This window comes from Persephonella sp., from assembly GCF_027023985.1.
Classification (GTDB): Bacteria; Aquificota; Aquificia; order Aquificales; family Hydrogenothermaceae; genus Persephonella_A.
Genome location: NZ_JALVTW010000023.1, coordinates 1 through 20,156, shown reverse-complemented (window position 1 = coordinate 20,156; position 20,156 = coordinate 1). Strand labels below are relative to the sequence as shown.

Sequence of the window (20,156 nt, the reverse complement as noted above, 5' to 3'; positions counted from 1 at the left end):
AATGCTTCAACTTCCACCGGTAAGGTTTTCAACAGCTTTAAGGGAGGATGCCAGAAAAAAAATAGAACAGCTTGGATATGCAGATATAGTGGTAGGTATTCCTGCTTATTATAGTCAGACAACAATATCCCATGTAATTCAACAGGTAGCAGAAGGTCTTGATAGGTATTTCAAAGACAAGAAATGTTTGATATTTGTCTCAGATGGAGGTTCTACAGACGATACAAGGGAAATTGCAGAAAACACAGATATTTCCAAATATAACATAGAAAAAATAGTAACTATCTACAGAGGAATACCCGGTAAAGGTTCTGCTTTAAGAGCTGTTTTTGAAGCTGCAGAATTTTTGAAGGCAGAGGCTGTTGCCACATTTGATTCGGACCTTAAGTCTATCACGCCGGAATGGGTTAAAAATGTGATAGAACCAATATATCAAGGATATGATTATGTTTGTCCTTACTACAAAAGATACAAATTTGATGGGACTATAACAAATACTATTGCCTATAACCTTACCCGTGCCCTTTATGGATACAGAATTCGCCAACCTATAGGCGGTGATTTTGGTATGTCCTATAAACTGATAAAAGATTATCTTGATAAAGATGTGTGGGAAACAGAAGTTGCCAAATTTGGAATAGATATATGGATGACAACAACAGCCATTGTAGATGGTTATAAAATTTGTCAGGCAAGACTGGGGGCAAAAATTCATCAGGAGAAAGACCCAGGAAAAGACCTGTCCCAGATGTATAGGGAAGTAGTAGGAACAATATTTAGACTTATGGAAGAGTATGAAAGTTTTTGGAAAAAAGTTAAAGGTTCAAAGGATGTCCCAATTCTTGGGGATTATGTTGGACAAGAACCAAAGCCATTTGAGATAGATCAGCAGGGACTTATTGAGTATTTTAAAATTGGTTATAATAACTTCGGTGGTGTATGGAAATCCATTTTAGAAGAAGAAGATTTTAGATTAATCAAAAAACTTTATATGGAAGAAAATCCGGAAAACTTTATTTTTCCTATAGAAAATTGGGTTCGTATCGTTTATAGATACGCAGCTTATTTTCATGCAACACCGAGACAGAAATTCAAACTCCTTGATACAATGATACCTCTTTATAATGCAAGGGTAGCTTCTTTAGTTAATGAGCTTAAAGACAAAACAGATGATGAAGCTGAAGAATATTACAACAAACAGGCTGAAATATTTGAAAATATGAAAGATTACTTAATAAAAATATGGTAAGAGGAGGGTCTTATGGCTGACTTTTTCCAGAATGGCGTCATAACAACACTACAAAGATTTAACACAAGGACACTGGAAGAACTTGAGTATGAATTGCAACTTTTTGCAAAAAGGAGAAACATGGTATTGCTTTTACCTGCTTTATACTCAGAATTTGAAGGCCCTGCAATGCCAAAAATAGTTGAGGAGCTTAAAAAAATAAAATATCTATACAAAATAGTCTTATCCCTTGATAGAGCCTCTGAGGAGGAATTTAGAAAAGTCAAAAAAATAATGTCAGAAATTCCAACAAAGGTTGATGTTATCTGGCATGATGGTCCCCGTATGCAAGAACTATATAAACTTCTTAGAGAAGCAGGATTTACAGTTGATATTCCCGGTAAAGGTAGATCTGTCTGGATGAGCTTGGGATACATACTTTCCGATGTAAATGCCTATGCAATAGCCCTACATGATTGTGATATTGTTAACTATTCAAGGGAGTTGCCTGCAAGGCTGTTTTACCCTGTTGTTTCTCCAGCTCTTGATTTTGAATTTGCCAAGGGATATTACGCACGGGTAACTAATAAACTATATGGCAGGGTAACAAGACTTTTCTATACTCCTTTAATCCGTGCATTAATGAAAATTCTAGGGCATAAACAGTTCCTTATATACCTTGATAGTTTCAGATATGCACTTTCCGGGGAGTTTGCATTTATCAGAAGTTTAGCAAGGGGAATTAGAATTTCTCCGACATGGGGACTCGAGGTTTCAATGCTCAGTGAAGTTTATAATAACACCTCATTTAACCGTGTATGTCAGGTTGAGGTGATGGAAACTTATGAACATAAACATCAAAAAATTAAAAAAGGAGAAACATCCGTCGGACTTGTAAAAATGGCATCTGATATAGCAAAAACACTATTTAGGGTTCTTGCTCACGATGGATTTGTTTTTTCAGGGGGATTTTTCAGGACATTACTAACTACTTATCTACAGGAAGCAAGATATGCGATAGAAAAATATAATGCCCTTTCTCTTATTAATGGACTTGAATATGACAGACATGCAGAGATTGAAGCTATAGAAGCTTTTGTAGAGGCTCTAAAATTGGCAGAAGAAGATTTTAGAAATGACCCTATCGGTGTTCCATTAATGTCTGCATGGGTTCGTGTAAGGGCAGCTTTACCTGATATATCAGAAAGGTTAATTGCAGCAGTTGAAGCAGATAATAAAGACCCTTAAATTTCCCATAGGGCAGTTGTCAGATATTTTTCGCCGCCATCAGGGCATATAAAAACAATAACTCCTTCATTTATTTCTCTTGCAATCTGGATAGCAGCCTCAAAGGCTGCTCCTGATGACTGCCCTACAAATACCCCCTCTTTTCTGGCAAGACTTCTTGCCCTTTCATAAGCAATATCTGTTCCTATGAACATTGTCCTATCTAACCTATTTTCGTCAAAAATTCCTGGTTTAATGGATGTTTCTATATACTTGAGCCCTTCTATTCCATGAAAAGGACTGTCAGGTTGAACACCTATTATCTGAATATCAGGATTAAAAATCTTTAATCTTCTACCTGTTCCCATTATTGTTCCGCCGGTTCCAATACCGGCTATAAAATGTGTAATCCTTTGATTAGTCTGATTCCATATCTCAACAGCTGTTGAGTAAAAATGGGAACGCCAGTTTGCATCATTATTATACTGGTCAATGTAATAGTATTTATCGGGATATTTTTCTATAAGCTCTCTGACATATAGGATTGCCCCATCTGTGCTTTGTAGCGGGTCAGTGTAGTGTATTTTAGCTCCGTAAGCTTGAATAATTCTTTTCCTTTCTTCACTTACATTTGAGGGCATTGCCAGCTCAACTTTATATCCCAGGGCAGTTCCAACCATAGCAAGTGCAATACCTGTATTACCTGAGGTAGCATCCAGAATAATCTTGTCTTTTGTTAACTTACCGGACTGAATTGCTTCAACAATCATTCTGGTGGCAGGTCTATCTTTAACGGAGCCACCGGGATTATATCCCTCTAATTTTGCATATATCTCAACAGGTTTTTCCTTTATATCATCTGGAAGGGATTTTTCTAATTTTATTAAAGGGGTATTTCCAACTAGCTCCAGTATAGACTTACGAGTCTTTCTTACCGGTTCATCATGTTCTCCTAAAATCCACACCTTCCTACACCTTTATAATTTTTATATAAAGCTATAAAATTCTATCCTTTTTCAGACAGTTTTTGAAGGGCTTTCTTTATTGCAGATTCAAGCTCTTTAGTTTCTTTCAGAGCTTCTCTTGCAGCCCATACAGCATCTTTTTTTTTCAAAACCAAGGGATAATAAAGCATTTACAATATCCTCTAATAACTCATTTTCAAAAAACTGTAATTTTCCTTTAAGCTCAAAAATAATTCTCTGGGCGGTTTTTTTACCTATCCCAGGCACATCCATTAAAGCCTGAACATCCCCTTCATCTATAATCTGAATAACCTCTCCACCGGTAAATCTTTTTAAAATAGAAAAAGCATGTTTTACACCAATCCCTGTTATACCTGTAAGCTGTTCAAACAAATCCCTATCTTCTCTGTTTTTAAACCCATATAGAAAAAATCCATCTTCTCTAACTACTAATTTTGTATAGACCTTTCCATCTTCAATTTCATAAGGCACATAAACTTTAAACCCTATTCCCCCCTTCTCAATAACAATGTAGTTCTCATTTTTTTCAACAATATTTCCCTGAATAAACTCAATCATTAAATCTCCCCAAAATTTAACAATTTTGTATTAAAATAATATAAAGTCAGGAGGGCATACAACTATGATAAAGCTTCCGATGATAATTGGTGGGCAGAGGGTAGATAAAGAAGAAAAGATAGATGTTATTTATCCCTACACCCAGGAAAAAATCGGAGAAGTTCCCAAAGGCTCTCCTGAAGATGTTCAAAAAGCAGTAGAAAAAGCAAAAATTGGTCTTCAAAAACTTAAGAAACTCTCATCCTATGAAAAATATAAAATTCTCCTGAAGGTAGCAAATCTTCTTGAAGAAAGGAAAGAAGACTTTGCCAGAACCATTGTTTATGAAGTAGGAAAAACCATAAAAGAAGCCCGAACAGAAGTAGAAAGGGCAATTAATACTATAACCCTGTCAGCTGAAGAGGCAAAAAGAATACCTGGGGAGTATGTTCATATAGACGCCTCCCCAAACGGTAAAGGTAAAAAAGGCTTTTATTTTAGGGAACCGGCAGGTATTGTTGCTGCAATAACTCCTTTTAATTTTCCCCTCAACCTTACAGCCCATAAAATAGCTCCTTCCATAGCGGCAGGTTGTCCATTTATTTTAAAGCCAAGCGAAAGAACACCGCTTTCTCCAACAATGCTTTGTGAACTATTTTTAGAAGCCGGTGTTCCTGAAGAAGCAGTTTCAATTATCCCGGGTTTTGCAGATGTTGGACAAGCAATGACAACTCATCCAGATGTAAGGGTGGTTTCTTTCACAGGCTCCCTTAAAGTAGGAGAAATTATCGCAAAACAGGCTGGACTGAAAAAAATTGTTATGGAGCTTGGCTCTAACTCTGCTGTAGTGGTTGATGAGGATGCTAATCTTGAGATTGCAGCTAAAAAAGCTGTTGCAGGTGGATTTGCAGTTGCCGGTCAAGTGTGTATCTCTGTTCAAAGAATACTTGTCCATGAAAAAGTTGCAGATAGATTTTATAAACTTTTAAAACAGGAAGTTTCAAAACTTAAATTTGGGGACCCAATGGATGAAGAAACAGACGTAGGTCCGGTAATTACAGTTGATGAAGTAAACAGAATACAATCATGGATACAAGAAGCAGTAGAAAAAGGTGCAAAGGTAGAAAGGGGAGGAATAGCCTGTTCTGAAGAAAAAACTGTTTTTCAGCCTACAGTTGTTGTTGATGTTCCTGAAGAATCAAAACTGTTTTATGAAGAGGCATTTGCTCCAGTTGTAACAGTTAAGAAATTTAAGAATATGGATGAGGCATTAGCACTGGTAAACAAATCAAACTACGGTCTTCAGGTTGGTGTATTTACAAACAACATAAAAAATGCCTGGAAATTTATAGAAGGTGCACAGGTGGGTGGTGTGATAATAAATGATATTCCGACATTTAGGGCGGATAATATGCCTTACGGTGGAGTAAAAGGAAGCGGAATAGGTAGAGAAGGGCCAAGATTTGCAATTGAAGATTATACAGAAATAAAAGTGATAGTTTTTGACCTGAATGCTTAAATAATGTGCATTGATATGCATAAAAAATATGCTGTAAATATGGTATTTAGCTAAAAATAAACCTTTATAAATTGGCAAAGATTTTGCTTTAAAACATAAACGGAGGTAGAAATGAAAAAGGTAGAAGCAATCATCAAACCTTTTAAGCTGGATGAGGTTAAAGATGCCCTTACAGAAATCGGTGTATATGGTATGACTGTTACTGAGGCTAAAGGTTTTGGAAGACAGAAGGGTCATACAGAGCTTTATAGAGGAGCAGAATATGTAATAGATTTTCTCCCTAAGTTGAAAATAGAAATAGTTGTGGATGATGAAATGGTAGAAAAGGTAGTTGAAACAATAGCAAATGCAGCAAGAACTGGAAGGATTGGAGACGGAAAAATATTTGTTATTCCTGTTGAGGATGTTATAAGAATAAGAACAGGAGAAAGAGGCCCTGAGGCTATTTAATAGAAAATAAAAACTTTTTGGAGGTATTTTTCATGGCAATGATACAGTGTCAAACACCGGACGATGTTTTAAGAGTAATTTCAGAAAAAGGAGTTGTCTTTATTGACCTGAAATTCTCAGACCCATTTGGGCAATGGCAACACTTAACAATTCCTGCCCATGAATTTTCAGCTGAAAGCTTTGAAGAAGGAATTCCATTTGATGGTTCTTCAATTAGAGGATGGAAAGGTATTCAGGAATCAGACATGCTCCTTATACCTGACCCAAAATCTGCATTTATTGACCCATTTATAGACGACCCTAATATCTCACTGGTATGTGATGTTGTTGACCCTATTACAAGAGAGCCTTACAGCAGAGACCCAAGACAAATAGCTAAAAAAGCTATTGAATTCCTCAAATCTACAGGAATTGGAGATGTTGCTTACTTTGGACCTGAAGCAGAATTCTTTATCTTTGATGACATCAAGTTCAGCAATGGACCAAACCACTCTTACTATGAAGTAGATTCTATTGAAGGTTGGTGGAATACAGGTAGAGAAGAAATGCCTAACCTTGGATACAAAACACCTTACAAGAGAGGATATTTCCCTGTTCCACCATTAGACAAGATGGCAGAAATCAGAAGGGATATGGTAAAAACACTTGAAGAAGTTGGGATTACAGTAGAAAGAGAACACCATGAGGTTGGAACAGCAGGACAAGGTGAGATTAACTTCAGATTCTCTGACCTCGTAACAACTGGAGACAACGTTCTCAAATACAAATATGTTCTCAGAAATGTTGGATACAGACACGGAAAATTTGTAACATTCCTTCCAAAACCAATTGCCGGTGATAACGGTTCAGGAATGCACACACACTTCTCAATATGGAAAAACGGTGAAAACCAATTTGCAGGAGACCAGTATGCAGGTCTTTCTGAAATAGCACTTTATGCAATCGGTGGAATTATCAAACACGGAAAAGCTATTGCGGCATTTACAAACCCAACAACTAACTCTTACCACAGACTTGTTCCAGGATTTGAAGCTCCAGTAAAACTTGCTTACTCTGCAAGAAACAGGTCTGCAGCTATAAGAATACCAATGGGTTCAGCTTCTCCAAAAGCTAAAAGAATAGAAGTAAGATTCCCAGATGCATCCTCTAACCCATATCTTGCATTTACAGCTCTGTTAATGGCTGCAATTGACGGTATTGAAAACAAAATCCATCCAGGAGAACCATTAGACAAAGATATCTACTCTCTCCCACCGGAAGAACTTGCTAATGTTCCATCAACTCCAGCTTCTCTCCAAGAAGCAATTGACGCTCTCAAAGAGGATATGGAATTCCTCACAAAAGGCGGAGTTATGGACGAAGACTTTATCAACATGTGGATTGAAACCAAACAAGAAGAAGTTGATGCTATTAGACTTGTTCCACATCCTAAAGAATTCGAATTATATTACGATATTTAATCAAAAAAGGGGGCAAAAGCCCCCTTTTTATCAGGTCAATAATTGGACGAAAGACTAAAAGCACTTGAATCTTTTAAGTCAGCAACTAATACGCAATTAACAGAAATTCTACTCTTAATTTTCATAATTCTTTTTTTAGTCCTTGTTTTTATAGCAATCATCTATTTCAGAAAAACAATAAAAGCCCGATTTTTAAAAAAATTTTTTTATAAAAACGCAAAAGAAAAAGGACTGTCTGATAGGATAATAGATATCTTATGGAAATACTCAAAGAAACTTAATAGAGACCCTTTTTTGTCACTTGAAGTAAAAGCATCTTTTGAAAAAGTAATAGACCAGTATGTGAACGAAAATCAAAACTACGATGAAGAGTTAATAAAAGAAAGTCGTAAAAAATTAGGATTTGATTATATTCCTCCATTTGTACCCCTAACATCCACAAAGGATATTGAACTGTTTCAAGGGGGAAGACTAAATTACCAGAACCAAACATTTCCAGTTTCTTTATACGATAAAGATGAAAAATATATGTATTGGCTTTTAGTTGATGTTGTTTCCCCTCCAGATTTAAAAGGCAAAAGAGTAAAGATTATATTTTTAAGAAGGGACGATGCCATATACACTCTTGAAGGTGAAGTTTCAGATATTGTCAAAGAAGGGGGCAAAGTAATACTTCAAATTCCACATCATATTGATATGAAAAGAACTCAAAGAAGGCAATATGCCAGAGTTGAGATAGATATACCTGTCCGAACCAAAATATTGTCTGAAGTGAAACCCCAAATAATAACAGCAGAAGGTCGAGATATTAGTGCTGGAGGAATACGAATTTGTATACCTCAGGATAAAAGAAAAACTACAGGAATTGGAGTGGGAACTGAACTTGAAATAGATTTTGAACTTGATGGAAAGAAGCTTAAAATAAATGGGCAGGTTGTTAATATAGTAGAAAGAAAAAATACGGTTTGTTATGGTATAAAATTCAAAAATATAAAACCTTCAGACGAAGCCTTTATCTTAAAATTTGTAAAGAAAAAACAACAAAAATTAAAAGAGCTAATCAAAAATAAATTTGGATAAAATGTTTACAATATAAATAATGAATAATATATTTATAAATAGTTCCTCTAATAAGGGGTAGGGAAGTGAAAAAATTTATTGTATTTTTCCTAATAAGTATCTTTATGATTCTAAACTCTTGTATTGATTACAAAAACCTTGATACCGATGAATTAGAAATACTCTACGAAAAGAAAAAAGACCCTAATATTCTGCCGGTTTTATGTGAAAAATATTACAAAAAATATCAAGAAGAATATCTGAAAGAAGATTATATAAGAAACTTTCAAAATGAATATAAACTAAAAACAATCAAATACTGTTCTTTGTCTTACAATAAAACAGGAGATATAAAATCAGCAAAAATCCTTGAAAGATTATATCTATCAAATTATGTAAACTTCCATAAGGACTTCTTATATTTTCTTTACTGGGCTATGAAAGCCGGTGATACTGATGTTATAGATATTTTCATTAATAATGATTCAAAAATATTTGCCATACTGGAACATACAGACCAATTGCTTAACTATCTAACAAAAGATATGAAAAATCTCCTTGATGAAGAGATAATACATAGATTTGAAGTCACCAAGAAGATGTTGGAGGAGTATATTAAAACTCTTAAAGGTATAAAAAGTTCTTGGTTATTTTTTACAAATAAAGATTATATACTTGAATATTTTCAGGAGCTTGATAATGCATTTGGTCAGTTAATTAGTGATATGAAAAAAAATAGATATGTAATAAAAGAGGTTAGGGAAAATTTCAGCTATTATGAAACAAGGCGTAACGGAAGAACATACGCATATCTTAGAATTATAGAAAATCTCAAAGCATTAATCAGAATTAATATTGATGATTTTTACAGCTTTTTAGGTAAAAAAGCCTCTTTAAGTAAGGAAATTTCAACAGCAATGGAAGTAAAAGAGAAAGATAAAAAAATTCTATCAGAACTTTCTCCTATAATTAAGAGATTTATGGAGCAGAAAAATAAATATTTAAAAATATATCAGAAAAAGTTTGAAGAGGTTAAACAGTGAATTTTATAAGGGGGAAGATAAAACTACTACTTATTCTTTTATTTTCAGCAGTTTTAATTTATTTTGGGGTTTATATACTGCAGGAAAAGGAATTATATGAACTGGCAAAAGACCTTGAAAAACAAGGAGAAGTTGCTTATCAAAAAAAGGAATATAAAAAGGCTAAATCACTGTTTGACAGAGCTTTAAAAAGATACGACCAATTGATAATCCTCAAAATTTTTAAACATGATGAGATAAACAAACTAAAAAATAAACTTTCCCAAGATCCTATTATGCAAAAAGTTGCCCAAGGTTATATATACTATCAGGGCAAGTGGATTAATGAAAAGAAGCTTGAACAGCTCTTGAAGGAAAAAAGAAGATTAAAGCAAAAAATAGAGATATATCTGAAAACTGCTAAGTTTTTTAACTCCATATCAGATATAGAAAATAATATTTCTATCTATGAAGATGCCATTAAAACTATAGATAACAGCCCTTTCAAAAATGAAAAAGATATAAAAGCACTCAAAACCAGATTAGTTGCCAAAATAAAGGAGCTCTCAAAAATAGCTGCAGAAAAATATAAGGAAAAGGGAAATCTTAAAAAAGTAGCCTATTACTATGAAAAATTACTTAAATTGGAAAAAACACCTGATCCGCAACTTAAAAAAGAACTTTTTGATATATATATGAGAATTTATGACGATTACGTATCAATGGAAGAATATTCTAAAGCACTGGATACACTTCTTAAAGCAAAGAGTCTCGGTATTCAAGACCAAAGTCTTAATGATAAATTGGATTTTATACTTTCTCAGGTTGATATAGATGAAATACAGAAAAAACATATAAATGACCCGGAAATATACTATATCCTTGCCAGAAAGGCATATAACAGAATTGATATTCCAGAAGCAATTTCTTTTTTAAAGAAAGCCTTAAGACTTAAACCAGACCATATACCCTCCTTGCTTTTATATGGAAAAATCCTTTATGAGACCGGAGAAATAGATAAAGCTCTGGAAGTCGTAAAAAAAGTATTAAAACTTCAGCCAGATAACCCGTCAGCCTTACTTCTTGCAGGTGATATATATCTAAAGAAAAATCAAGTTGAAAAAGCTATATCCTATTATGAAAAACTTCAAAATATGCCTCAAATAAAGGAAAAATTATTTAATGCTTATAAAAATCTGGGTTTCCATTTCCTTACAGTTGGAGATTACAATAAAGCACTTAATTATTTAGAAAAGGCACAGGCACTCAAAAAAGATCCACAAATTACAAAAGCAATAGCTGATATATACTTTAGCCAGAGAAATTATGATAAAGCGTTAGAGCTTTATTTACAAGCTCTAAAATTAAACCCTAAACTCAAAAAGGATATAAGCCCTAAAGTAGTAAAAATTTATTTAGATAAAGCCCAAAAAGCCTATGAAGAAAAGGCTCTAAAACAGGCTCTTGTTTATTACAAAAAAGCTCTTGCTTACACAAATAATCCTGCAAAAATATACCCTCAAATAGCCCATATTTATGAGAAATTAGGAGATACTAATTCTGCATTACTATACTATCAACGTTCCAAGTCTCCGGAGGCAAAAACAAAAAAAGCAGCCCTTTATCTAAAACTGGCAGACAAAGAATATAAACAAGGAAACTATTTTGTGGCTCTGCGGCACTATCAGAGAGCAATTTTTATAGAACCCTCCTTAAAAAAATCCCTTAGGGATAAGCTCTCCCAGATATATATCAAAATAGCTAACCGATATAATCAACAAGGCAGATATTCAGATGCCCTTGAATTTTATAAAAAAGCTATGGCAATAAATCCCTTAATATCAGACCAGATTGAACCTAAAATATATAAACTATATCTGCTTCTTGGGAAAGAATACTATAAACAAGGTTTATACAATATGGCACTTAAATATTTACAAAAGGCAAAACAGGCATATTCAGATAACAAAGAAATAACTTACTACCTTGGACAGACTTATTTTAAACTTGGTAATTATAGAAAAGCACTTAATTATTTGGAGAAGTATGCAAAAAACAGCAATGACCCTGACATAATAAACAAACTTGCAATTATTTACATGAAAACTGGGAATTTATCAAAGGCAAATCATTATGCAGACCTTTTAATCCAGCATGGTAAAAATTTACCTCTGGCCTATTACATAAAAGGTAAATATTACTATTCTCAAAAAAACTATAATCAAGCATTAAAGTATCTACTTAAAGCTGAAGCTTCAGGATACAAAAATTCGGAAATTTACTACTATATGGGTAAAATCTACTACGATAACGGAAAATATTTAAGGGCTATAACATATCTTACAAAAGCTATAAATAACGGATATAAAAATGAAAATGTTTATTATATAAGAGCTCTTTCTTATCTAAAGCTTAAAGACTATAGAAAAGCTATAAATGATTTATCAATGGTATTAAAATATAATCCTAACAATGCCCGTGCTTATTACCTTAGAGGTAAACTTTATTATGAACACGGTAATTATGTAAAAGGAGAATATAGAAAAGCTATATCAGACCTGGAAAAAGCTGCTGCAATGGGAGTCAGGGAGGCGGAGAGAGTTCTAAACAAAGCAAGGAGTAAAGCAGGAAATGAATAGGGAAGAGAAGTATTTTATTAATGAATTAAAAAAAGAAGATGCATGGAGATTATTCAAAATTATTGGTGATTTTGTTGATGGCTTTGAAGTTTTACCTGAATTTATTCCTGCAGTTACTTTTTATGGCTCTGCAAGGGTAAGGGAAGGAAATAAATATTATGAAGCAGCAAGAGAACTTGCTAAGAAATTGGTGCAAAAAGGATTTTCCATAATCACCGGTGGTGGTCCCGGAATAATGGAAGCCGGAAATAGAGGTGCCAAAGAAGGAGGAGGTCGTTCTGTAGGTCTTAACATAACATTACCTATGGAGCAAATTCCAAATCCTTATGCTACAGTAACGCTTAACTTCCGTTATTTCTTCGCCAGAAAAGTAATGTTTAACAAATATGCAACTGCTTATGTTTTATTCCCCGGTGGATACGGAACCCTTGATGAACTTACAGAAACACTGGTTTTAATCCAAACTAAAAAGCTTAAACCTTTCCCGGTTATTATGTATGGTAGCGAATATTGGAATGGTCTTGTAGATTGGATAAAAAACAAAGTCCTTGCAGATGGGTATATTTCCCCAGAAGATTTTGAGTTATTCCAGATAAGCGATGACCTTGACGAAATAGTTGAGATTATAGTTGATTTTTATTCACAGCATTACGAATATGAAATTTGAAGACATAAAGAACCAGATAAGAGACCTTCAACTAATAGGAGAAGGATGGAGAGGGGAAGTTTATAAAGGCTATTTAGATAATCAAGAACTGGCATTTAAAGTAGCTTCTGAGGAACAATTTATTCCTAATATTCAAAAAGAAGCCCAAATCCTGAAAGTTGTTAATCAATATGGCATAGGTGGAAAACTTGTTCTTACCGGTGAAGATTTTATAGCTTATAAATTTATCCATGGACAGCCATTAAAAAAGGTAATAAACAAAGAAAATGCAAAAATTTTAATTTCCCAGCTTTTAAAACAGGCCAGAATTCTGGATAAACTTGGGATAAACAAAGAAGAAATGCACAGACCATATACAAATGTCCTTGTTGATAACAACTTAAAGGTTTATCTAATTGATTTTGAAAGGAGTAAATTCTCTAAAAACCTTCAAAATGTAACACAGCTAATTCAATTTATTCTTGGAGAAGGTAGTAAATATCTTCCGGAATTTGATAAAAAAAAGTTAATGGGAGCAGCAAAAATCTATAAGAAGAATAAAACAGAAGAAAACTTTCAGAAAATACTGGATATTCTTCATATTAAGGATTAAAGTTTTTATGATATAGATAATATTAAACCTTATGTTTTTGAGGAGTATAATTAGTTAATAAATATTAACTGCAGAGGTGGAGTAATTGATAGACAAAGATTTTACCCCTGAGGAAAAAAAGGCAACTCTTGGACTTTCTGCAATATTTTCTCTTAGAATGCTGGGACTGTTTCTGGTTTTACCTGTGCTCAGTATTTATGCCCATGATTTTCCCGGAGCAACATCATTTTTAGTTGGTCTTGCAATTGGTGCTTACGGTTTAACACAAGCATTTTTTCAGATACCTTACGGACTTTTAAGTGACAAAATAGGTAGAATACCAATTCTTATATTTTCAACAATAATATTTGTTTTCGGTAGTCTTCTGGCAGCTTATGCCTCACTGCAAGAGAATATATACCTCCTTATAGCAGGTAGATTTTTACAGGGTATGGGTGCTGTTTCCTCTGTTGTTATAGCACTTATAGCAGACCTTACCCGTGAAGAAATCAGAACCAGGGCAATGGCAACAATAGGTGCTTCCATAGGAATGGCTTTTGCTTTTGGTATGGTTTTGGGACCATGGATAGCTGCACATTTTGGGCTTGCAGGGGTATTCGGATTTACAGCCCTTCTGGCTCTGATCTCTATTCCATATATAATCTGGGGAATACCGAGACCTAAAGTAATTGTCCACCATGAAGATGCAGAATTTACAGGTTCATATCTTGGGACAGTTTTAAAAGATAAAAACCTGCTTAAAATGGACTTTGGGATGTTTGTTCTTCATATGGGGCTTACTGCTGTTTTTACAGCTGCTCCATTAATTCTGAAGCAATTTATGGATGTAGGAGATTTATGGAAAGTATATCTGGTAATGTTCTTGGTAGGTCTTACCCTTATGGTGCCTTCTACTATAATTGCCGAGAAAAAAGGTTTAATCAAAGAAGTCAAAATAGTAGCAATCCTTATTCTTATACTCTCATTTGGTCTATTTATAAAATTTGAAAACCAGTTTGTTCCTGCAATAATAGCTATAATTGTTTACTTCACAGGATTTATGATGCTAGAACCAATTATGCCTTCTCTTATGAGTAGATATGCAAAACCACAGGTTAAAGGAACTGCTTCTGGAGTTTTCAATACTGCCCAATTTCTTGGTGCTTTTGTAGGTGGTGCATCAGCAGGTTATCTACTCCAATACGGACATAAGGCAGTTTTCATATTCCTGGGCATTATAACTTTTATATGGCTTATAACAGTGTTAACCCTTGAAATGCCTGAAAGCGTTAAAGAAAAAAGAATGAAGAAATAAAAATTTGCCTTTTAGAAAAAAACTTTCATATTTATAAGGGGGAGGTGTATTATATGGATTGGCCAGATATTGCTAATGTTTTAAGAATAAAGCCTTCTACAGACGAAAAAGCGCAGAAAAGATTATGGACTGTTTATAGAAGACCTAAAAAGAAATCAGAAAAGAAAAAAATGGAAACTGAAAATCCAAAAAAAGAAGGAAATCACAAAATAGATATATATGTCTAAAAATTCACTGTTATACTTACCTGTGGAGTTTGCAGATTTGAAGAAAGAGAATTATCTAACAGAAAGATTGCAATTATCATCGCAAATAAAAACAACCATATCATAAGTTCTGTTTTACTTTCTGTAAACATCTTTTTTTCGCCTGACTTTTATTTACTACAATTATCGGTTTCTTTTGATTAGACTTTAAGCTATATGATTTATTCCATAAAAATTTATAGTTACTTCTTTATAATTAAATACAAAAAATATAAAAGTATAGATTGGGAGGGCAGCAGTGAATAAAATAAAAGAACTTGCAGAAGAAATAGATATCTATCTGTCTCAACATGCGATATATATTAATAAACTTGAAAAAGCAATAGATGGAAAAATAGAATTTCAGCCTACAGATTGCCATTCATGTGCATTTGGAAAAGCAATAGATATCATAAAAGATGAATGTGTAGAAAAACTACCAGAAAATTTAAAAACTTTATTTAATGAAATTTATGACCTTCATTGTGAATTTCATGCTGTCTCCAAAGGTATCCTGGAAGGCAAAGAAAATAAAAATCAACTGGAGATGATTAAAGATATATCAACTAAACTCTTTCAAAAGCTTTTGCAGTTTAAAAATACAGCTAAAAGAGAGCTAACAACTACATAAAGCAAGTAAAAATAATATCTAACTTATTTAACTACACCAACTAATTTTCTGAGTTTTTCTATTTGGTCTCTTAATTCTGCTGCCTTTTCAAACTCCCAGTTTTCTGCAGCTTTCCACATCTGTTTTTCAAGCTCTTCTATCTTTTTCATAAGGTCTTCTTCTGTTTCTACATCTTCTGGAATATAATCGGCATATTCGTAAATACCAATCTCTTCAAGGGATATAAGGTCTTTAATTTCTTTTTTAACTGATTTTGGAGTTATGCCGTGTTTTTCGTTGTATTCTTGCTGTATCTTTCTTCTCCTGTTTGTTTCTTCTATAGCTTTTTTCATAGCTGGAGTAATTTTGTCAGCATATAAAATAGCTTTTCCGTGGACATTTCTTGCTGCCCTTCCTATTATCTGGATAAGTGCTGTTGTAGACCTGAGGAAACCTTGTTTATCTGCATCTAAAACAGCAACCAGAGAAACCTCAGGCATGTCAATTCCTTCTCTAAGGAGATTTACACCAACTATAACGTCGTATTTCCCTTCCCTCAGCTCTTTTATTATTTTTGCCCTTTCTATTGTGTCTATCTCAGAGTGTAGATAAATAGCCTTAATATCCCTTTCTTCCAGATAGTCTGCAAGATTTTCTGCCATTTTCTTTGTAAGGGTAATAACAATAGCCCTTTCTCCTCTTTCTTTTATATTCCATATCTCATTTATAAGGTCGTCTATCTGTCCTTCTGTTGGTCTAACTTCTATTTCAGGGTCAAGTAGTCCTGTTGGTCTGATAATCTGCTCTACTATTACACCTTTGCTTCTTTCTATTTCCCAGTCTGCAGGGGTTGCTGATACGTATATAGCCCTTTCTATTTTTTGTAGAAACTCCTCAAACTTCAGTGGCCTGTTATCATAGGCAGATTTCATTCTCCAGCCGTATTTAACGAGATTTTCTTTCCTTCTTCTGTCCCCGTTATACATAGCCCTGACCTGTGGGATAGTAACGTGGGACTCATCAACTATAAGCAGATAGTCATCAGGGAAGTAGTCCATAAGTGTATAAGGTGCTTCTCCCGGCTGTCTGCCATCAAAATATCTTGAGTAGTTTTCTATACCCTTACATGTGCCAAGCTCAAGCATCATCTCAATATCATAGTTTGTTCTCTGCCAAAGTCTGTTTGCTTCTATCTCTTTTCCTTGTCTTCTAAACGCCTCAACCTCTTTTTCTAAATCTATCTGTATCTGTTTTATGGCTTCTACCATATCAGGTCTTGGGATAACATAGTGGCTTGCCGGAAAAATAACCGTAGTATTTAGCCTTTGTTTTATATCCCTGTTAAACAGGTCTATCTCTGTTATGTTGTCTATTTCGTCCCCGAAAAACTCAACTCTGATTATCCTATCTTCTGCGTGGGAAGGAATAATTTCAACAGTGTCTCCCTTAACTCTGAAGGTTCCTCTCTTAAATGAAAAATCATCTCTTAGATACTGAAGCTCAACCAGTTTTTTTAAAAGTTCCTGCCTGTCCATCTGTTGACCGACATACAATTGAAGCCTTAGTTTTTCGTAAAACTCTGGTGTTCCAAGCCCGTATATACAGGAAACAGAGGCAACAACTATAGTATCAGGCCTTTCTATAAGACTTTTTGTTGCAGAGTGTCTAAGCCTGTCTATTGCGTCGTTTATAGAGCTGTCTTTTTCTATATAAAGGTCTTTTTCAGGGACATAAGCCTCAGGCTGATAGTAGTCGTAGTATGACACAAAATACTCAACAGCATTATCAGGAAATAGTTCTTTTAACTCTCTGTAAAGCTGTGCAGCAAGGGTTTTGTTGTGTGTCAAAACAAGTGTAGGCTTACCGTATTTTTCTATAACATTTGCTATAGTAAATGTATTATGAACAAAAATTCCGCCAAATCCAGCTAAAAATGTTTCGTTATCCCTAACAGAAAAATCGTAAACATAACCATCAAACTCTATTTCTTCTATACTTTCTATCTTATTCCATCTCAAATTGCTGTATTTCTTTAAGCTATTAGCAGATATATCTTTTTCTTCAAAACTTTTAATTATTTCTGTGAACATTTTATAAGAGGGATTTCTTTTCTCTATTTCTATGGCAGAAAGGGTCTGCCTTTTGGCAAGTATATCTTTTTGAAGAAGTTTATTTTTTTCTCTTAGCTTTTTAATTAGCTTTCCTGTAAATGGAATTAAATCAACATTTGTGTTGTATTCCTTGTTTGCTAAAATTTTTGCTTTTTCTAATTTTCTTTTAAGATTAAATCCAATATGTTTAAGATAAAGCTTTATATTCTCTACCCCTGAAATCGTTACCTGATAATAAAAATCTCCTTTATGGTTGGTATTTGTAGCTTTTTTAAATATCTTTCTTACCCTTCCCCATATACCAAGTCTTAAAAGTGCATATAAAATATCATTTGCCAGCTTTCTGCTTTTTGTGGTGAGAGTTATAGCGTCTTTTTCAACTGTTCCATCGCCATCAAATATTGCTCTTAGCAGGTATCCTAATTGTTTGTCAGATAGGTTTAAGAAAAACTCAGGAAGTTTTTTATCCCCTGATTTTTTTCCTGCTAAATTTCCTAAAAACTCTGCCAGAATTACATTGTTTGCTTTTATATCATACTTATGAAAGTGAAGTTCTAAGCCAAACTCCTTTAAAAAATTGACCACAATATTTTTGTAATAGTTTTCGTCTGTAGAAATTGAGATTGTTCTACCGTTTGAAAATCCTTCTGCTATATAAATCCCAAGAAATTCTAAGAAATTTCTATTTAAGACAATTTTATTGGAAAGTTTATTTTTAGATGTATTTGTTTTTAAGGCTATTTCAGATTCATCAATCTGGTTTTCAAGCAGTTTAAGAGGAACTCCAGTTTCTCCATGATTTTTAGCTCTTACTTTTTTTTGTGTTAGTCTCTCTCCTGAATAGAATTTTTCATAATTTTCCTCTTCACACTCAAAATAGATATGACTTTTATCTCTTTCTATATAATCTGTTATATAAATCTTTCTAACAGGCTCTTTTGCTTTTATAAATGGATTTCTTGGTATCGGGACAAAATCTCCTTCTTTTAGCTGTTTTGTTTCGTAAAGTCTAAATCCTTCTTCTTTTTTTAGTGCATAAAAGTTATGGTCTTGTGTTGTGATTATACTTCTTCCATCGGAAAATTTAATCTTAAGTAATTTTCTATTTTCTTTATGTTTTGTGATTGCGTAAAGAGGCTTGATTTCTTCTTGAAATGTCTTAGGGTTAAAGCTAAGTGTGAAAAATCTATTTTCTGGCAGATATGTTATATATTCATTTTTAACAAGTATCGTTTCAAATCTATTTGAAAGCTCATCAAAGACTTTACTGATAGGTTTAACAAACCAATAAATATTTTCTCCAAATTTTTCACCTATTAAGACATATTCTTCAGGATGCAGGCTTTTCCCTGTTCCAGTGGCTCCCAGTAGAACCTGTTCTTTTACGCCATGTCTAAGATTATCATAAAGCTGTTTTATTGCTTTGGGCTGGTCTCCTGCAGGTTCAAAAGGCAGTTTTATACTAAAAGGACTTTTTGCCATCTTCCTCTCTCGGATTTTTTTATGAAAAAGATATTATAAAAATGTGAAAATTCAATAAATTTCTCTCCTTGAAGCCACTCTAATTTTAAGGAGTATTAGCCCTTCATCTTTCTGGTCAAAAATCACTCTATACTTGCCCACTCTTAGTCTTTTTAAGCCTTTGTATTTTCCTTTTAAGACTTTTATGTTGTTTTTAATTAAGTCTGGATTTTTCGAAAGAATAATAAGTTTTTCTCTAATAATCCGCTGGATATTTTTAGGAAGTTTTGAGAATTCTTTAGCTGCTTCTTCTTCAAAAACAAGCTTATACATTAATCACTCCAGACCCAGTTTTTTCCAGACTTCCTCAGCGGGAATAAGTTTACTTCTTCCTTCTTCTATATCTTTTAATCTTTTCTCAGCAATCTTCACATCCAGATAATCAAAATAATACATAAGGGCATCTCTTATGATATGGCTTTTCTTTTCTCCAAGCTCTTTAGCTATGCTTTCAAGCTCATCTGCTATTTCTTTATCAAGGGATATATTTATTCTTACTGCAGGCATGACTTTCTCTCCTTTTACACATTTTTATACACAAATCTAATACTAATTTTATAACTTTGCAACTTGATAAAAAAGTTCATAAGATATTAATCTTAAGTTTTTTAGAGGGAAATAAATGGAATTTTTGATAAATCCAAAGCTTGAGGAGTATTTGAAAAATCTTTCTGTAGAAGATGACCCGATAGTTCTGGAAATGGAAGAGTATGCTAAAGAAAAGGACTTTCCTATTATTGGCAGGGAAGGTGGACGACTTTTATATTTGCTAACGAGACTTAAAAATCCTAAACTTGTTGTGGAAATAGGTTCAGGCTTTGGTTATTCTGCTTACTGGTTTACAAAAGGGTTAAAAAACGGAAAGGTTGTTTTAATAGATTATCAGGAAAAAAATATAAATCTTGCCAAGGAATTTTTCAGCAAAGCTGGTTTATTAGACAAAGCTGAATTTAGAGTCGGAGATGCTATTGAAATAGGGCAGGAATACC

The 20,156-nt window shown here is 33.7% G+C and carries 19 protein-coding genes and 2 pseudogenes; 14 read left to right on the top strand and 7 right to left on the bottom strand.

Annotated elements, in window-relative coordinates; genetic code table 11:
• Position 1: 1 nt before the first annotated feature.
• Both MVE07_RS05890 and MVE07_RS05885 read left to right on the top strand, forming a co-directional pair.
• The gene (locus tag MVE07_RS05890; protein ID WP_297455297.1) at positions 2-1,249 is read left to right on the top strand and encodes a glycosyltransferase; all 1,248 of its coding nucleotides are present in this window, start codon (positions 2-4) and stop codon (positions 1,247-1,249) included.
• A 12-nt stretch (positions 1,250-1,261) separates the two neighbouring features.
• Positions 1,262-2,476: a glycosyl transferase gene (locus MVE07_RS05885; protein WP_297455295.1), complete on the top strand. Its 1,215-nt coding sequence runs from the start codon at positions 1,262-1,264 to the stop codon at positions 2,474-2,476.
• Here MVE07_RS05885 and cysM read toward each other — a convergent pair.
• Complete coding sequence (gene cysM / locus MVE07_RS05880; RefSeq protein WP_297455293.1) at positions 2,473-3,420, bottom strand: cysteine synthase B; 948 nt, start codon at positions 3,418-3,420, stop codon at positions 2,473-2,475. The two genes, MVE07_RS05885 and cysM, sit on opposite strands and share 4 nt — an antisense overlap.
• Positions 3,421-3,516: 96 nt before the next feature.
• Entirely contained in the window at positions 3,517-3,999 is a 483-nt protein-coding gene (ruvA, locus tag MVE07_RS05875; protein WP_297455291.1) for a Holliday junction branch migration protein RuvA, read from the bottom strand.
• A gap of 64 nt (positions 4,000-4,063) precedes the next feature.
• Between ruvA and MVE07_RS05870 the strand changes: the two genes are divergently transcribed.
• The 10 genes from MVE07_RS05870 (at position 4,064) to MVE07_RS05825 (ending at position 14,907) form a co-directional block, all read left to right on the top strand.
• On the top strand, positions 4,064-5,497 hold the full coding sequence (locus tag MVE07_RS05870) for an aldehyde dehydrogenase family protein (protein WP_297455290.1): 1,434 nt from the start codon (positions 4,064-4,066) through the stop codon (positions 5,495-5,497).
• Between the two features lie 111 nt (positions 5,498-5,608).
• On the top strand, positions 5,609-5,947 hold the full coding sequence (locus tag MVE07_RS05865; protein ID WP_029520755.1) for a P-II family nitrogen regulator: 339 nt from the start codon (positions 5,609-5,611) through the stop codon (positions 5,945-5,947).
• 32 nt (positions 5,948-5,979) lie between these two features.
• On the top strand, positions 5,980-7,407 hold the full coding sequence (gene glnA / locus MVE07_RS05860) for a type I glutamate--ammonia ligase (RefSeq protein ID WP_297455287.1): 1,428 nt from the start codon (positions 5,980-5,982) through the stop codon (positions 7,405-7,407).
• A gap of 42 nt (positions 7,408-7,449) precedes the next feature.
• Positions 7,450-8,487, top strand: coding sequence for a PilZ domain-containing protein (locus tag MVE07_RS05855; RefSeq protein ID WP_297455286.1), 1,038 nt, complete (start codon positions 7,450-7,452; stop codon positions 8,485-8,487).
• A 65-nt stretch (positions 8,488-8,552) separates the two neighbouring features.
• A complete protein-coding gene (locus MVE07_RS05850; protein ID WP_297455284.1) occupies positions 8,553-9,509 on the top strand; it encodes a hypothetical protein in 957 nt (318 codons plus the stop codon).
• Positions 9,506-12,127 carry a tetratricopeptide repeat protein gene (locus tag MVE07_RS05845; protein WP_297455282.1) on the top strand — a complete coding sequence of 874 codons (2,622 nt, stop codon included), beginning with the start codon at positions 9,506-9,508 and terminating at the stop codon, positions 12,125-12,127. The genes MVE07_RS05850 and MVE07_RS05845 overlap by 4 nt, the downstream gene beginning before the upstream one ends.
• On the top strand, positions 12,120-12,794 hold the full coding sequence (locus MVE07_RS05840; RefSeq protein ID WP_297455281.1) for a TIGR00730 family Rossman fold protein: 675 nt from the start codon (positions 12,120-12,122) through the stop codon (positions 12,792-12,794). The genes MVE07_RS05845 and MVE07_RS05840 overlap by 8 nt, the downstream gene beginning before the upstream one ends.
• Positions 12,784-13,386, top strand: a complete 603-nt coding sequence (locus tag MVE07_RS05835) for a serine/threonine protein kinase (RefSeq protein WP_297455279.1) — start codon at positions 12,784-12,786, stop codon at positions 13,384-13,386. Before MVE07_RS05840 ends, MVE07_RS05835 begins: the two co-directional genes overlap by 11 nt.
• An 85-nt stretch (positions 13,387-13,471) precedes the next feature.
• Positions 13,472-14,680 carry an MFS transporter gene (locus MVE07_RS05830; protein ID WP_297455277.1) on the top strand — a complete coding sequence of 403 codons (1,209 nt, stop codon included), beginning with the start codon at positions 13,472-13,474 and terminating at the stop codon, positions 14,678-14,680.
• Between the two features lie 53 nt (positions 14,681-14,733).
• The gene (locus MVE07_RS05825) at positions 14,734-14,907 is read left to right on the top strand and encodes a hypothetical protein (protein ID WP_297455275.1); all 174 of its coding nucleotides are present in this window, start codon (positions 14,734-14,736) and stop codon (positions 14,905-14,907) included.
• Here MVE07_RS05825 and MVE07_RS05820 read toward each other — a convergent pair.
• Entirely contained in the window at positions 14,904-15,038 is a 135-nt protein-coding gene (locus MVE07_RS05820) for a hypothetical protein (protein WP_297455273.1), read from the bottom strand. The genes MVE07_RS05825 and MVE07_RS05820 overlap by 4 nt on opposite strands.
• A 146-nt stretch (positions 15,039-15,184) precedes the next feature.
• Here MVE07_RS05820 and MVE07_RS05815 point away from each other — a divergent pair, with 146 nt between their 5' ends.
• Positions 15,185-15,556 carry a CZB domain-containing protein gene (locus tag MVE07_RS05815; protein WP_297455271.1) on the top strand — a complete coding sequence of 124 codons (372 nt, stop codon included), beginning with the start codon at positions 15,185-15,187 and terminating at the stop codon, positions 15,554-15,556.
• 23 nt (positions 15,557-15,579) lie between these two features.
• On the opposite strand, the pseudogene uvrB reads toward MVE07_RS05815, so the two are convergent.
• The 4 genes and pseudogenes from uvrB to MVE07_RS05795 all read right to left on the bottom strand — a co-directional run.
• Positions 15,580-17,433 (bottom strand): annotated as a pseudogene (uvrB, locus tag MVE07_RS05810) (excinuclease ABC subunit UvrB); the annotation flags it as partial.
• 6 nt (positions 17,434-17,439) lie between these two features.
• A pseudogene (locus MVE07_RS05805) lies at positions 17,440-18,987 on the bottom strand (LAGLIDADG family homing endonuclease); the annotation flags it as partial.
• 192 nt (positions 18,988-19,179) lie between these two features.
• Positions 19,180-19,440, bottom strand: coding sequence for a type II toxin-antitoxin system RelE/ParE family toxin (locus MVE07_RS05800; RefSeq protein ID WP_297455268.1), 261 nt, complete (start codon positions 19,438-19,440; stop codon positions 19,180-19,182).
• A gap of 3 nt (positions 19,441-19,443) precedes the next feature.
• Positions 19,444-19,674 (bottom strand): DUF6290 family protein, encoded by a 231-nt coding sequence (locus MVE07_RS05795; protein ID WP_297455265.1) that lies wholly within the window; start codon positions 19,672-19,674, stop codon positions 19,444-19,446.
• A 115-nt stretch (positions 19,675-19,789) separates the two neighbouring features.
• Between MVE07_RS05795 and MVE07_RS05790 the strand changes: the two genes are divergently transcribed.
• Positions 19,790-20,156 (top strand): methyltransferase domain-containing protein (locus MVE07_RS05790; RefSeq protein ID WP_297455262.1); only part of this gene is annotated, 367 nt, incomplete at its 3' end.